Annotated in this window: 12 protein-coding genes; 10 read left to right on the plus strand and 2 right to left on the minus strand. The window is 62.1% G+C overall.

Annotation, left to right across the window (positions count from 1 at the left end):
* Positions 1-85 precede the first annotated feature (85 nt).
* The 3 genes from RXV86_RS20300 to RXV86_RS20310 all read left to right on the plus strand — a co-directional run bounded on the left by RXV86_RS20300 (position 86) and on the right by RXV86_RS20310 (position 4,082).
* Positions 86-1,930 (plus strand): peptidyl-prolyl cis-trans isomerase, encoded by a 1,845-nt coding sequence (locus RXV86_RS20300; protein ID WP_316302360.1) that lies wholly within the window; start codon positions 86-88, stop codon positions 1,928-1,930.
* A 12-nt stretch (positions 1,931-1,942) separates the two neighbouring features.
* The gene (gene trpE, locus RXV86_RS20305) at positions 1,943-3,454 is read left to right on the plus strand and encodes an anthranilate synthase component I (RefSeq protein WP_316302361.1); all 1,512 of its coding nucleotides are present in this window, start codon (positions 1,943-1,945) and stop codon (positions 3,452-3,454) included.
* Between the two features lie 73 nt (positions 3,455-3,527).
* Complete coding sequence (locus RXV86_RS20310) at positions 3,528-4,082, plus strand: rRNA large subunit pseudouridine synthase E (protein ID WP_316302362.1); 555 nt, start codon at positions 3,528-3,530, stop codon at positions 4,080-4,082.
* Positions 4,083-4,232: 150 nt separating this feature from the next.
* Here RXV86_RS20310 and RXV86_RS20315 read toward each other — a convergent pair whose 3' ends face one another.
* Positions 4,233-6,107, minus strand: a complete 1,875-nt coding sequence (locus tag RXV86_RS20315; RefSeq protein WP_316302363.1) for a divergent polysaccharide deacetylase family protein — start codon at positions 6,105-6,107, stop codon at positions 4,233-4,235.
* Positions 6,108-6,233: 126 nt separating this feature from the next.
* On the opposite strand from RXV86_RS20315, the gene RXV86_RS20320 reads away from it, so the two are divergent.
* From RXV86_RS20320 to lexA, 7 genes are all read left to right on the plus strand, one after another.
* Positions 6,234-6,815 (plus strand): aminodeoxychorismate/anthranilate synthase component II, encoded by a 582-nt coding sequence (locus tag RXV86_RS20320; RefSeq protein WP_316302468.1) that lies wholly within the window; start codon positions 6,234-6,236, stop codon positions 6,813-6,815.
* The gene (gene trpD, locus RXV86_RS20325) at positions 6,812-7,831 is read left to right on the plus strand and encodes an anthranilate phosphoribosyltransferase (RefSeq protein WP_316302364.1); all 1,020 of its coding nucleotides are present in this window, start codon (positions 6,812-6,814) and stop codon (positions 7,829-7,831) included. Before RXV86_RS20320 ends, trpD begins: the two co-directional genes overlap by 4 nt.
* On the plus strand, positions 7,831-8,502 hold the full coding sequence (locus tag RXV86_RS20330; protein WP_316302365.1) for a uracil-DNA glycosylase: 672 nt from the start codon (positions 7,831-7,833) through the stop codon (positions 8,500-8,502). Before trpD ends, RXV86_RS20330 begins: the two co-directional genes overlap by 1 nt.
* Positions 8,499-9,311, plus strand: coding sequence for an indole-3-glycerol phosphate synthase TrpC (gene trpC / locus RXV86_RS20335; RefSeq protein WP_316302366.1), 813 nt, complete (start codon positions 8,499-8,501; stop codon positions 9,309-9,311). Before RXV86_RS20330 ends, trpC begins: the two co-directional genes overlap by 4 nt.
* 1 nt (position 9,312) lies before the next feature.
* Complete coding sequence (gene moaC / locus RXV86_RS20340; protein ID WP_316302367.1) at positions 9,313-9,801, plus strand: cyclic pyranopterin monophosphate synthase MoaC; 489 nt, start codon at positions 9,313-9,315, stop codon at positions 9,799-9,801.
* Complete coding sequence (gene glp, locus RXV86_RS20345) at positions 9,798-10,967, plus strand: gephyrin-like molybdotransferase Glp (RefSeq protein WP_316302368.1); 1,170 nt, start codon at positions 9,798-9,800, stop codon at positions 10,965-10,967. The genes moaC and glp overlap by 4 nt, the downstream gene beginning before the upstream one ends.
* A 131-nt stretch (positions 10,968-11,098) precedes the next feature.
* A complete protein-coding gene (lexA, locus tag RXV86_RS20350) occupies positions 11,099-11,797 on the plus strand; it encodes a transcriptional repressor LexA (RefSeq protein ID WP_316302369.1) in 699 nt (232 codons plus the stop codon).
* Between the two features lie 3 nt (positions 11,798-11,800).
* Here lexA and RXV86_RS20355 read toward each other — a convergent pair whose 3' ends face one another.
* On the minus strand, positions 11,801-13,828 hold the full coding sequence (locus RXV86_RS20355) for a ComEC/Rec2 family competence protein (protein ID WP_316302370.1): 2,028 nt from the start codon (positions 13,826-13,828) through the stop codon (positions 11,801-11,803).
* Between the last annotated feature and the right edge of the window lie 37 nt (positions 13,829-13,865).

The raw sequence follows: 13,865 nt of genomic DNA on the forward strand, positions 1-13,865 counted from the left end.
GCTTCACCTTGTTTTGGAAACGCTTTAGGTATCAACCGATCAAAAATTACAGGGCCGCCAAGGTCCAGATGAAAGGCCCGTATTCATGGCAAAAGGCAGCACTTCGAAAACCCTGGTCTGGATCCTCATGGCGCTCCTGATCTTCGGGCTTGGCGGCTTTGGCATCACCAATATGTCGGGCAATTTGCGCGTCATCGGCTCCGTCGGTGATCAGGAGATCAGCGTCGCCCGCTACGTCAGCGCCGTGCAGGAGGAAAGCCGCGCCTATGAGGCCCAGACAAAAAGCCCGCCGATCTCGTTTTCCAAAGCCCGCGAGATTCAGTTGGACCAGATCGCCCTGGCAAAACTGATCGCCTTTACCGCGCTCGACAACGAGGCCGCGCAGATGGGTATTTCCGTCGGTGACAAAAACCTTGCCGACGAACTGGCCCAGATTCCCAATTTCCAGGGGCTCGACGGCAAGTTCGACCGAGAGGCCTACAGCTTCTTCCTTGACCGGTCCGGTCGAACCGAGGCGCAGTTCGAATCCGAGGTACGGGCCGAGATGGCGCGCGGCCTGCTGCAACAGGCGGTGTTGACCGGCAACCTGGTGAACCCGACCTATGCCGATACGCTGATCACCTATCTCGGCGAACGCCGCGATTTCACCTGGGGACCGCTTGGCGCCACTGATCTGACCGAGCCCCTGCCCGCGCCCGACGATGTCGCGCTCTCGGCCTATCACAACGACAACGCCGCCCAATTCACCCTGCCCGAGCGCAAGCGCATCACCTATGCCTGGCTGAGCCCGGACATGATTCTCGATCAGGTCGAGGTGGACGAAGAGGTGTTGAAGAAACAGTACGAGGATCGCTCGGCCGAATTCAACCAACCGGAACGCCGACTGGTCGAACGCTTGGTGTTTTCCGATGACGCGGCGGCCGAAGCCGCAAAAGCCTCGATCGAGGCCGGCGAAACCTCCTTCGAAAAGCTGGTGAGCGACCGTGGCCTCGCCCTCGCTGACGTCGATCTCGGCGACGTGCTGCAATCCGACCTCGGGGATGCCGGCCAAGCAGTCTTTGCCGCCGACCCCGGCGCCGTGGTCGGCCCCTTCGCCTCGGGTCTCGGCCCGGCGCTGTTTCGAATGAATACTGTTCTCGCCGCGCGTACGACCAGCTTTGAAGAGGCCCGCGAGGCGCTGCGCGAAGAGCTCGCCCTCGACCGGGCCCGGCGTCAGATCGACACCGCCCGCGAAGACATCGACAACCTGCTGGCCGGCGGTGCAACCCTGGACGAGATCGCCGACGAGACCGACATGCAGCTGGGCCAGGTCGACTGGACCGCCGACAGTTCGGATGGTCCGGCCGGTTATGCCGCATTCCGCGACGAGGCCGCCAAGGTCACGATCGAGGATTTCCCCTCGATCATCGCGCTTGACGACGGCGCCATCGTTGCCCTGCGTCTCGACGAGGTACTGGCCCCGGAACTGCAGCCGCTCGACAGTGTGCGCGAGGCGGTCACCGCAGCCTGGACCCAAGCAGAAACCAGCGCCCGCCTCCAGGCCCTGGCCGAAGACCTGCTGGCCCAGATAACCGCTGACAGCGACATGGCCGCCCTCGGCCTGACTGTCACTCAGGAAAGCGAAGTCACCCGTGGCGGTTTCATTCCCGGCACCACGCCCGAGTTCCTCGACGCGGTCTTTGCGATGCAGCCCGGCGAAGCCCGCAGCCTTGCGACTCCCAGTGGGGCGCTGATTGTGCGGCTCGATGCGGTGCATGATCCCGACATGGAGAATTCCGACATCGCGACCCTGCAAGAGGTGCTGGCGAACCAGGCCAGTTCGTCCCAGTCGCAGGACCTGTTCCAGTATTTCATCAACGACGTGCAATCCCGTGCCGGTCTCCGCCTCGATCAGACCGCGATCAACGCGGTGAATGCCGGCATGCAGTGATAAGGCCCTGACATGGAGCTGACCCCGTCCTTTGACGACTTCGCCCGCGCCTACGAGGTGGGAGAGAACCAGCTGGTCTATACCCGTCTGGCCGCCGATCTCGACACGCCCGTGTCGCTGATGCTGAAGCTCACCGGCGCGGCGCGCGATGCCTTCATGCTCGAATCCGTGACCGGCGGCGAAGTCCGTGGCCGTTATTCGATCATCGGCATGAAACCCGACCTGATCTGGCAATGTCATGGCACACAAAGCCGCCTCAACCGCCATGCCCGTTTCGACAGCAAGGCGTTCGAGGATCAGGACGGCGACCCGCTCGACAATCTGCGCGCCCTGCTGGCGGAATCGAAAATCGATCTGCCCGAGGACCTGCCCGGCGCTGCCGCCGGTCTGTTTGGCTATCTCGGCTATGACATGATACGGCTGGTCGAGCACCTGCCCGATGTGCCGCCCGACCCGCTGGGCCTACCCGATGCGACGCTTCTGCGTCCAACTGTCGTGGCCGTGCTCGACGGGGTCAAAGGTGACGTAACGGTCTGTTCGCCGGCCTGGACCTCGGACGGTCAATCGGCCCGCGCGGCCTATGCCCAGGCGGCTGAACGGGTGATGGACGCTGTGCGCGACATGGAACGCGCTCTGCCGCAACAGGCCCGCGATCTGGGCGAGGCGCATGAAGATGCCCCACCAGTGTCGAACTTTGCCAAGCCCGACTATCTGGCGGCGGTGGAAAAGGCCAAGGACTATATCCGCGCCGGTGACATCTTTCAGGTGGTGCCCAGCCAGCGCTGGACCCAACCGTTCCGCCAGCCGCCCTTTGCGCTTTACCGCTCGCTGCGGCGTACCAACCCATCTCCCTTCATGTTCTATTTCAACTTCGGCGGTTTCCAGGTTGTCGGTGCCAGCCCGGAAATCCTGGTCCGCGTTTTCGATGACGAGGTCACCATACGCCCCATCGCCGGCACCCGCCCGCGTGGTGAAACCCGAGAAGAAGACCTGGCGCTGGAACAGGACCTGCTTGCCGATGAAAAGGAACTGGCCGAACACCTGATGCTGCTGGACTTGGGGCGTAACGACACCGGCAAGGTCAGCAAAATCGGCACCGTGCGTCCGACCGAGAAATTCATCATCGAACGTTACAGCCACGTCATGCATATTGTCTCAAACGTGATCGGTGAGCTCAGCGAAGATCACGACGCGCTTTCAGCGCTTCTGGCTGGCCTTCCGGCGGGCACCGTCTCGGGCGCGCCCAAGGTCCGCGCCATGGAGATCATCGACGAACTCGAGCCGGAAAAACGCGGCGTCTATGGTGGCGGTGTGGGTTATTTCAGCTCGGGCGGCGACATGGATGTCTGCATTGCCCTGCGTACGGCGGTGGTGAAGGACGAGAACCTCTATATCCAGGCCGGTGGCGGCGTCGTCTATGACAGCGACCCCGAGGCCGAGTACCAGGAGACGGTGCACAAATCCAACGCCATCCGCCGCGCTGCTGCGGACGCCGCGCGTTTCACTGGCAATGGCAATGCCTAGTCATGGTGCGTGAAATCACGCACCCTACATTGCGCAACCTCGTAGGGAGTGTGCTTGCACGCACCGTTCCACCATGTCCCGCCTGATCCTGTTCAACAAACCTTACGGCGTGCTGACCCAGTTCACCGACAACAGTGAAACCCCGCGCCCGACCCTGGCGGATTACATCACCGAGGAATCCGTCTATCCCGCCGGGCGTCTTGATCGCGACAGCGAGGGCCTGCTGCTCCTGACCGACAATGGCAGGCTCCAGGCCAGTATCTCACACCCCAGACACAAGATGCCCAAAACCTACCTCGTGCAGGTCGAGGGCACCCCGGACGACGCCGCGCTCTCGGCCCTGCGTCGGGGTGTCACCCTCAAGGACGGTCTCACCAAACGCGCTAAGGCCCGCCTTGTCCCCGAACCCGACTGGCTCTGGCCCCGCAACCCGCCGATCCGGGTACGCAAGTCCATCCCCGACAGCTGGCTCGAGCTGACCATCACCGAAGGCCGTAACCGCCAGGTCCGCCGCATGAGTGCCGCCGTGGGTCACCCCACCCTGCGCCTCATCCGCACCCGTATCGGAGATTGGCAACTGGGCGACCTCGCCCCAGGTGAATATCGCGCGATCACGGTCAAACCGTAGGGTGCGTTTAACTTACGAACCGCACCGCGCGTCGCGTTAAGTTGTTTCTGAATCGAATCTTGCGCCGCCGTTCGCGGGACAGATACCCGACGGATAGCAGACGGATTCCATACACTGCTATTTCACCGAAACTGCCGCGTTAACCTGTTCTCAGGGCTGTACCGTCAGCAACTGGCTTATCGGGGCCAGGGTGATCTGCCGGGCCCGGTCCTCCAACCCCCACAACAAGAGCGCCGTCACCGTGTCTGGTCTGAGTCGCGCCACCATCACCACGCCCCCTTCATTGGCCGCGTTCAGTGCCCCGTAATTGAGGAACCGCCGGATCGCACTGGTTTTCTGACCCTTGCCGTCAACATCGCGGAACACCGCTGCCGAGGGCACGCCGTTCTTGGCCGCCAGCTTCTGCGCCGTATTCAAGCCCTTGGGAAACAACAACAAACCATGGCCACTATCGGACAGGATACGGGCCACCTGATCGCTGACCTTACGGTCGAACTGAATGCCGTCGCCGGGTGCCTCCATAACGCCCACCGCCTCGGGCACCCGGCTTAGAAGCACAGGCATCGCCACCTCGACATCACTGGGCTTTGAGCCCTTTTCCAGCGCAACCATCGCCAGCACCTCGAACCCGGCCGAACGATAGCGTGCCATCACCTCCGCAGCATCGACTCGGCTGGCATCGACGGCAAAACTCAACGGATAGGGAAAGGTCGACAACGCCTCAACCCCGACCGGCCCTTCGCCTTCGTCGATCAGCACGATCGCCATTTTCGGAAGGTCCGCAGGCCCTTGAAAATCAACGGCAAATTTTTTGATTGGCGGCATGGCCGAGGTTTTTTCTCCACCCGATTCTGCGGCTGTAGCACCACCGTTATCCGCAATTCCCGCGCCCAGTGTCGGCAAGCGACGGGTCTGCACCCCGGTATTGCGCTCCAACAGGTTGGTCGCTGGCTTGCCGATACGGATTGTCGCCACCTGTTCGTCTTTCGGCTCGTCCTTAGCCACCGGAAGCGGGCCCGGTTCGGCTTCTGCATCCGGTTGCGATGGAACATCCGGTTCGGCGGTCCCGGAGTCAGGTTCGGCCTCAGCCACTTGCGACGCCGGCGCGGGCGTCGGCTTTACCGTCTGTTCATCTGGCGTCGCTACGGTCCCAGGCGCGGGCACTCCCGTCGCCTGTGGATCGGAACCGGCCACGTCAACCTTGTCGGCCTCAGTATCTTGCGTTGCAGGTTCCGGCTCAACCTCGATCACCGGGTTGTCTTGCACTGCTTTCGCAGGTGCCGGATCAGCAGGCACCACTGCGGTCGTGTCGGGTGTGGGATCGATTGTCGGGGCCGTCGTCTCGACGGGCGTCGTCGGGCTGTCTTCCTGGCCCGTCTGCGGCGCTTGCGGTTCGGCAGGCGCATCGACCTGCACCGCCGGTGCTGGCGCAGTATCTGCGTCCGGCTCGGGCGTCGGTTCGCTTACCTCAACGGGGTCCGGCGTATCGGAAACGGCTGGTTCCGGGTCTGCAGGGGCCGCGAACGCGCTGTCTTGGGTCTCGACCAAAGGCGCCTGAGGTTGCGACGGTTCGGTTGAAATCGACAGTTCCGGCTCCGCTGTTGGCGGCTTCGGCGCGGCATGTTGCGTGCCAGTTTGCACCGGAGCATCACGGGTTGCGGCGGTCACTTGCGGGGCACCCCCTGCATCACCGGTTGGTACACTTGGTGCCTGTCCCACGCTGCCTGGCTGCGGTTGCTCCGATGGCCTTGTATCGGCACCTTCCAGCGAGGCGAGCGTGTCAGGTTCAGGCGCTGTGACACGCGGGGCGCTCCCGGGGGCGGCGACGGGTTCACTGGCCGGCAGGCTGGCCTGTGTATCGTCCCGCGCGCCATTGAATTCAGACCCGGCGGGCACGTCCACCGCCGTTGCTTCCGGTTTTGACCCCCGTATCACCGGGCCACCAGCGATCAGCGACAAGCCAACAGCGCCGCCAACCGCGACGACAAGCCCGAGGGCTGCTCCACCCAGAAATCCCCTAGCCACTGCTTTTTCCTCACTTTTCCTGTCCTTCGGGACAGTGCGCCCCCTTGACGGTGACGGGCAAGCCTGAACATGTATACCGCGACCCGGGCCCCGGCCTCCAGCCCCTCAGTTACGAAAGTCGGCAAGATGCTGCTCTTGATAGATAATTACGACAGTTTCACCTACAACCTCGTGCATTATCTTGGGGAACTAGGTGCCGAAGTGGTGGTTCGGCGCAATGATGCACTGACCGTACAGGATGCAATGGCTATGAAACCCGCCGGTATTCTGCTTTCTCCCGGGCCTTGTGACCCGGATCAGGCAGGAATTTGTCTGGCCATGACCGCCGCAGCGGCTGAAACCAAAACGCCGCTAATGGGTGTTTGCCTGGGACATCAGACCATCGGCCAATCTTTTGGCGGTAACGTCGTGCGCTGTCACGAGATCGTCCATGGCAAGATGGGCCAGATTAGCCATACCGGCAAAGGGGTCTTTGACGGGTTACCCAGCCCGTTCCAAGCCACGCGCTATCATTCGCTGGTCGTCGACCGGGAATCCCTGCCCAGTTGCCTTGAGGTGACCGCCGAGCTGGACGACGGCACCATCATGGGCCTGCAACACCGCGAGTTGCCGATTCATGGCGTGCAGTTCCACCCCGAATCCATCGCGTCCGAGCACGGCCACGCGATGCTGCAGAATTTCCTTAACGAAATGAAGGTGCCGGCATGAGTGATCGCCTGAAACCCCTGATCGGCGCCGCCGCCGACCGCCCCCTGAGTGGTGACGAGGCGACCCAGGCCTTTACCATTCTGTTCAATGGCGAGGCCACGCCAAGCCAGATCGGTGGGTTGTTGATGGCGCTCAGAACCCGCGGTGAAACGGTCGAGGAATATGCCGCCGCCGCTGCCGTAATGCGCTCGAAGTGCCACGCCGTGACCGCGCCTGCGGGTGCGATGGACATCGTCGGCACCGGTGGTGACGGTAAGGGCACGCTCAATATCTCGACTGCCACAGCCTTTGTCGTCGCCGGAGCAGGCGTGCCCATCGCCAAGCATGGAAACCGCAATCTCAGCTCGAAATCCGGCGCGGCGGATGCCTTGGGCGAAATGGGAATCAACGTTATGATCGGCGCGAAAGTCGTTGAAAAAGCAATGGAAAGCTGCGGTATTGCCTTCATGATGGCGCCCATGCACCACCCCGCCATGGCCCATGTCGGTCCCACGAGGGCCGAGCTTGGCACCCGTACAATTTTCAACATCCTCGGCCCCCTGACCAACCCTGCGGGCGTCAAGCGCCAACTGACCGGTGCGTTTTCCCGCGATCTGATCCGTCCCATGGCGGAAACCCTTGGTCAGTTGGGATCCGAGCGCGCCTGGTTGGTGCATGGCTCCGATGGCACCGACGAGATGACCATAACCGGCGCCACCTGGCTGGCCGCGCTGGAGGAGGATGGCAGCGTGCGCGAGGCTGAATTACATCCCGAGGATTTCGGCCTGCCGGTACATCCGTTCGAAGACATCCTTGGCGGTACTCCTGCCGAAAACGCTGAAGCGTTCCGCGCTCTTCTGGACGGCGCCCCCTCGGCCTATCGCGACGCGGTTCTATTGAATGCTGCGGCCGCGCTGAACGTGGCGGGTAAAGTCGATGATCTACGTGACGGAGTTGCCATAGCCCGCGAAAGCATTGATTCCGGCGCGGCCAAGGCCAAGGTCGAGTGCCTGGCCCAAGCGACGCAAAGCGTCTGATGCAATTCGACGTCAGCCGTCTGGGCGATTGGGCCGATTTGTCCTTCTTTGCCGATGATCTGCCTGCCATTGAGGCAACACTGGCGCGGGAAGACGATCCGATCTACCCGCCCGCAGATCGGGTTTTTGCCGCGCTGGAACACACGCCACCTGACGCGGTCAAGGTGTTGATCTTGGGCCAGGACCCCTATCATACACCCGGCAAGGCCGACGGGTTGGCCTTTTCAATCCCCTCGGAATTTGGCGGAAATCTTGCAAGCTTAGGGAGCATTTTCAAGGAGTTGCGTAGCGACCTTAATGTAACAAGAACATCCAGCGAACTGAGGGATTGGGCCGATCAGGGCGTATTGTTGCTCAACACCGTCCTCACCGTGCCCGAAGGTCGTGCCAATGGCCACAAGTCGGTCGGCTGGTCGACACTGGTACATCAGGTGCTTGGCCGGTTGGATGCTCAACCCCGGGCACTTCTGCTCTGGGGCAAGCCCGCGCAAGCCCTCGGAAAGCGTATGAAAAACCCTGATCACCTACGGATCGAATCCCCGCACCCATCCCCCCTCTCAGCCCATCGTGGTTTCTTTGGCTCACGCCCGTTTTCACAGGTGAATGCGTGGTTGCAGCGGCGCGGCGACAAGGCCATAAACTGGGGCGATCCAAAGCCGGAGGCCCCATGACCGAAACCGTTCTCGACAAGATCAAGGCCTACAAGCTTGAAGAAGTGGCCACTGACAAACTCGCCAAACCGCTCGAAGCGGTCGAGGCCGAGGCCAAGGCCGCAAGCCCCGTGCGCCCCTTTGCCGATGCGCTTTTCGATGCGTCGCGCGAAGGCTACGGGCTGATCGCCGAAATAAAGAAGGCCAGCCCCTCTAAAGGCTTGATCCGTCCCGATTTCGATCCGCCCGCCCTGGCCCGGGCCTACGAGGCAGGCGGTGCCACTTGCTTGTCGGTGTTGACCGATACGCCCTCTTTCCAGGGTGCAAAGGACTTCCTTGTCCAAGCCCGTGCGGCCTGCTCGCTACCCGCCCTGCGCAAGGATTTCATGTATGACACCTACCAGGTGGCTGAGGCGCGTGCCCTAGGGGCCGACTGTGTCCTGATCATCATGGCCAGTGTTAGCGACGCCCAGGCGATCGAGCTTGAAGAGGCAGCCTTTACATGGGGCATGGACGTACTGATCGAGGTCCACGACGAGGCCGAACTGGAACGCGCCAGCGCGCTGAAATCGCGGCTGGTGGGGATCAACAACCGTAACCTCAAGACTTTCGAAACCACGCTGGATACCACGCGTCGTCTTAGCAAACTGGTCCCTGCCGACCGGATGATCGTCTGCGAAAGCGGTCTGTTCAGCCCGGACGACCTTGCCGATATGGCCCGCTATGGCGCGCGCACTTTCCTGATCGGGGAAAGCCTGATGCGGCAGGACGATGTCGCCGCCGCTACCAAGGCTCTGCTGGCCCGCCCACTCAGCCCCGGAGGTATGTGACATGGTCGAGAAAGCAAATGAACTCAGCCACTTCGACGCCAAGGGTGATGCCCATATGGTCGACGTCTCGGACAAAGCTACCACCGCACGGGTTGCTGTGGCCCGTGGTCAGGTCTCCATGGCGCAAGAGACCTTTGCATTGATCTCGGAAGGCCGCGCCAAGAAGGGAGACGTCCTTTCAGTGGCGCGTCTGGCGGGTATCATGGGCGCCAAGAAAACCCCGGACCTGATCCCGCTTTGCCATCCGCTGGCAATCACAAAGGTGGCGGTCGAACTGACGCTTGATCCCGATCTACCCGGTGTGCAGATCGAGGCCACGGTCAAGACGACCGGCCAGACCGGTGTCGAGATGGAGGCGCTCACTGCCGTGTCGGTCGCCGGGTTGACCGTCTATGACATGGTCAAGGCTGTGGACAAGGCAATGGTCGTTTCCGACATCCGCGTTGCCCTGAAAGATGGCGGCAAATCAGGGCGTTACGAGGCATCATGATATCCGTTGATGAGGCCCTCGGCCATCTCTTCTCGCTGACTTCGCCGCTCGAGGTCGAAACCGTCCCGCTGATCGAGGCTGCGGGCCGGGTGCTGGCCCAGCCGGTCCGGGCGGGCCGCAATCAGCCGCCCTTTTCGGCCAGCGCGATGGACGGCTATGCCATTATAGGCGACGAGGCTGATCTGCATGCGCAATTCAAGGTGATTGGCGAAAGCGCCGCCGGTCATGGCTTTGACGGCACGGTAAAACCCGGCACCACCGTGAGAATCTTCACCGGCGCGCCCGTGCCCGAGGGTGCCACCCACGTGGTTATCCAAGAAGACGTCGAGCGGCGCGGCGACCTGATCACCATCACCGCCCCGCAAGACGGACACAATATCCGTGCTCTTGGCAATGATTTCCGCGTCGGCGATGCGGTCGACGCCCCCTGCCTTTTGTCGCCCGAAGATGTCGCCCTTCTTGCCGCCATGAACTTTGCCGAAGTGCCAGTCACTCGCCGCCCTGTGGTGGCGCTGATCTCGACCGGGGACGAGTTGGTCATGCCCGGGGAAACCCCCGGACCTGATCAGATCATCGCCTCGAACACCTTTGGCCTGCATGCCCTGCTCTCCAAGCTTGGCGCCGAACCGCGCCTGCTGCCAATTGCCCGCGACAACCGTGACAGCCTTGAAACCACGTTTAAGCTGGCTGAGGGCGCCGACCTGATCGTCACCATCGGTGGGGCCTCGGTGGGTGATCATGACCTCGTTGGCGACGTGGCCGAAGCGATGGGCATGGAACGCGCCTTCTACAAGATCGCCATGCGGCCCGGCAAACCGCTGATGGCCGGGCGGATGGGCGATGCGGTGATGGTAGGTCTGCCCGGCAACCCGGTTTCGGCCATGGTGTGCGGCCATATCTTTTTGGCTCCAATGATCCGCGCCTTTCTGGGGCTTGGCACCGCGCCCACCCCGGCCCGAACTGCGCGCCTGACCCGCGCCATGGGACCCAATGGCCCACGCCAGCATTACCAACGCGCCTTGGTCGACGGCAACGCGATCACCGTCTTCAACCGTCAGGACAGCTCGCTTCTGTCGGTGCTCTCGCGCGCCAACGCGCTCGCGATTTCTCCGCCTCATGCCGAGGAAATGCCCGAAGGCAGCGACATCGCCTATATCCCGTTCTGATTCCGTTCCGTTTCTTGTCTGTATCGGCCCTACCCCCGGTTTGTTCTCAAAATTATTGACACAAACCGGGAACATGCGTAGAACAAACGCCAATACACGCCCGAAATGGGCCGAAAAACGGAGGCAGGGACATGCTAACCCGCAAACAGCTCGATCTATTGGCATTTATTCAAAAACGGCTTCAGCGTGACGGCGTACCGCCATCGTTTGACGAGATGAAAGAGGCGCTGGACCTTCGGTCTAAATCCGGCATTCACCGTCTGATCACGGCGCTTGAGGAACGCGGCTTCATCCGCCGACTGGCGCATCGCGCACGCGCCATCGAGATTGTCAAACTGCCCGAGTCGTTGGGTGGGGAACCCACCGGGTTCCAACCCCGAGTGATCGACGGCGACCGCCCCGATGCGCCGCCCCCACCTGGCGCGATGACCGTGGAAAGCGCCGCGGCCGAATTGCCACTGATGGGCAAGATCGCCGCCGGTGTCCCGATCGAGGCGATCAGCCATGTGGAAAACAACGTGACCGTACCGCAATCCATGCTGTCAGGCAGCGGCGAGCATTACGCGCTCGAGGTCAAGGGCGATTCGATGATCGAGGCGGGGATCAACAGCGGCGACGTTGTGATCATTCGCGAGACCAACACCGCCGACAATGGCGACATCGTCGTCGCCCTCGTCGAGGATCACGAGGCCACGCTGAAACGCTTTTTCCGCAAGGGTGGCAATGCCATCGCGCTCGAAGCCGCAAACCCGGCCTATGAAACCCGCATCCTGCCCGATGACAAGGTCAAGGTGCAGGGCAAGCTGGTTGGCCTGATCCGCACCTACTAGCCACTACCGCGCGCGTCTGCGCTGCTGATTCCACAACCGCTCGCCACTAACCTCCCGGGCGGTGACGATTCTTGGGCCTTTTCCTGTGTCCGGATAAATCGCCAGCGCACCCGAGCGGCGCAATCTGCGTGCGTCATACACCTCGCAAGGCAACGGGCCGTCGATGCGCTTATTGCTCACCACGACCTCTCCGGCGGTGCACACCAACCCTTGCAAAGCTGAATTCTCGGTCACGTGGCGAATTTTCCAGCTGTCGCCCACCATCGACCAGCGCGCCGCTGCCAGTTCCTGATCGACCGGATCACCATCATTCTCAAGCCAATTCCTGGCGACAAACCCTGCGCCGCGCGGTTTGCTCAGGGCTCGGCCTTTCTCAGTCAGGATTCCAACTAAGCCACCGCTACCGGCGACCAGGACCGCGGGACGCGGCGTCAGTACCCACAGTGCCATGGCAAGTATAATCGGGGCACAGCCGACAAACCGCAGCCGCCCATGCCAGATCACCACTATCAGGGCCCCGATTGCAAATAGCGGAAGAACCGTCCAACTCGGGCTTGGCACCGCACCGCGCGTGCCTTCCAGTTCCGCAACAAAGGCGGCCACCCCAAGTATCCAGTCAACGCCAAGCCCGACGCATTTTAACGCCGGTGCCTCGAGCCCGAAAGGCAACAGGATAGCAGCCAAAAGCGCCGCCGGGATCACCAACACCCCCATAAAAGGCACCGACAACAGATTGGCAATCAGCCCGAAATGAGAAATCTGATTAAAATGCGCCGCCGCAATCGGCGCCGTGGCCAGCCCCGCAACTGCTGAAGAAATTGCTGTAGCCGCAATCGGTCTCATCCAACCTGGCCCAAGTCCGATTTCCGCCTCGCGCAAATATCGGAAAACGGCCACCAGGGCCGTGGTGGCGGCAAAAGACATCTGAAACCCTGGCCCAAGCAGCGCCTCGGGCCAAAGCACCAGCACGATCACTGCCGCCAGCGCCACAGCCCACAAGGATATGACGCGGCGATCCGCAACCACCGCCAAGAGGGCCACACCAACCATGACAAAGGCGCGTTCGGTGGCGATATTGCCCCCCGACAAGGCCAGGTATCCAGCAGCCACTACCAACGCCATCAAGGCCGCCAGTTTCTTCACCGGCACCCGCAGCCCCAACCCAGGCCAGAGGTTTAATCCCAGGCGAAATACAGCAAAGACGAACCCGGTCAACAACCCCATATGTAACCCGGAAATAGCGAGCAAATGCGCAAGGTTGGTAGTGCGCAGGTTCTGCAAGGTCTCCTGCCCGATCCCGGTTCTATCTCCAGACATGATCGCAGCGGCAAAGGCCCCGGTATCGCCGGGCAGCACCGCTTGCACCCGCGCCGACAATCCCAACCGCGCTCGCAGTAGCCACTGCGCCCAACCTCCAGAAGTCTCGGGTGCGACCAGGATCAGCAACGGTGTGCGCGAATACCCCACCGCTCCCAGTTTCTGAAACCATGCGTGACGCTGGAAGTCGAATCCGCTGGGCTCGACCGGCCCCGACGGGGGCGAAAGGTTCGCCGTTACTATCACCCGCGCACCGGGTTCTAGCGCGACTCCGCCTTCCCCGTGCAGAGAAACACGCACCCGCTCCGGTGTCCTGTCTGGGGCCACCTTCGACAGGATCACCTGATCCAAAAGTACACGCATTGCACCGCTGCCGGACCGATCAATCCCGATGACCCGCCCCTCGACCGGGCCGTAGTAACGCCAACCCAACACAGGGTGCTGCACCACGTGTGCCCGCGTCATGGCCAGGCCGAACCCGACCGCGCCGATACAGATCGCCCACACTAATGGGACCCAGCCCGATCTCCAACGCAACGTCGCCACGACTTGTAGAAGAATAGCTATCGTCAACCAGGGCAGCCATCCAAGCCCGGGCTCAAAACCGAGTCCGAAATACAGGCCGATCCCAAACGCCAAGAAGACCGGCACCCAGGCAAACAAATGGCCTCGCTGCCGCAGCAACACCATTTCGAGACCGGCTAGACGGCGCATCCCTTGTTCTTCCCCCGTCGGAAAGATAGACAAGCTC

The organism is Aliisedimentitalea sp. MJ-SS2 (genome assembly GCF_032586155.1).
In the GTDB taxonomy this organism is placed as follows: domain Bacteria; phylum Pseudomonadota; class Alphaproteobacteria; order Rhodobacterales; family Rhodobacteraceae; genus JAWHTC01.

What these genes read in the sequence shown, in the direction of transcription:
- RXV86_RS20300 (WP_316302360.1), top strand. Translation starts at nt 86, where the DNA reads ATGGCAAAAGGCAGCACTTCGAAAACCCTGGTCTGGATCCTCATGGCG.
- trpE (WP_316302361.1), top strand. Translation starts at nt 1,943, where the DNA reads ATGGAGCTGACCCCGTCCTTTGACGACTTCGCCCGCGCCTACGAGGTG.
- RXV86_RS20310 (WP_316302362.1), top strand. Translation starts at nt 3,528, where the DNA reads ATGTCCCGCCTGATCCTGTTCAACAAACCTTACGGCGTGCTGACCCAG.
- RXV86_RS20320 (WP_316302468.1), top strand. Translation starts at nt 6,234, where the DNA reads ATGCTGCTCTTGATAGATAATTACGACAGTTTCACCTACAACCTCGTG.
- trpD (WP_316302364.1), top strand. Translation starts at nt 6,812, where the DNA reads ATGAGTGATCGCCTGAAACCCCTGATCGGCGCCGCCGCCGACCGCCCC.
- RXV86_RS20330 (WP_316302365.1), top strand. Translation starts at nt 7,831, where the DNA reads ATGCAATTCGACGTCAGCCGTCTGGGCGATTGGGCCGATTTGTCCTTC.
- trpC (WP_316302366.1), top strand. Translation starts at nt 8,499, where the DNA reads ATGACCGAAACCGTTCTCGACAAGATCAAGGCCTACAAGCTTGAAGAA.
- moaC (WP_316302367.1), top strand. Translation starts at nt 9,313, where the DNA reads ATGGTCGAGAAAGCAAATGAACTCAGCCACTTCGACGCCAAGGGTGAT.
- glp (WP_316302368.1), top strand. Translation starts at nt 9,798, where the DNA reads ATGATATCCGTTGATGAGGCCCTCGGCCATCTCTTCTCGCTGACTTCG.
- lexA (WP_316302369.1), top strand. Translation starts at nt 11,099, where the DNA reads ATGCTAACCCGCAAACAGCTCGATCTATTGGCATTTATTCAAAAACGG.
- RXV86_RS20355 (WP_316302370.1), bottom strand. Translation starts at nt 13,828, where the DNA reads ATGCGCCGTCTAGCCGGTCTCGAAATGGTGTTGCTGCGGCAGCGAGGC.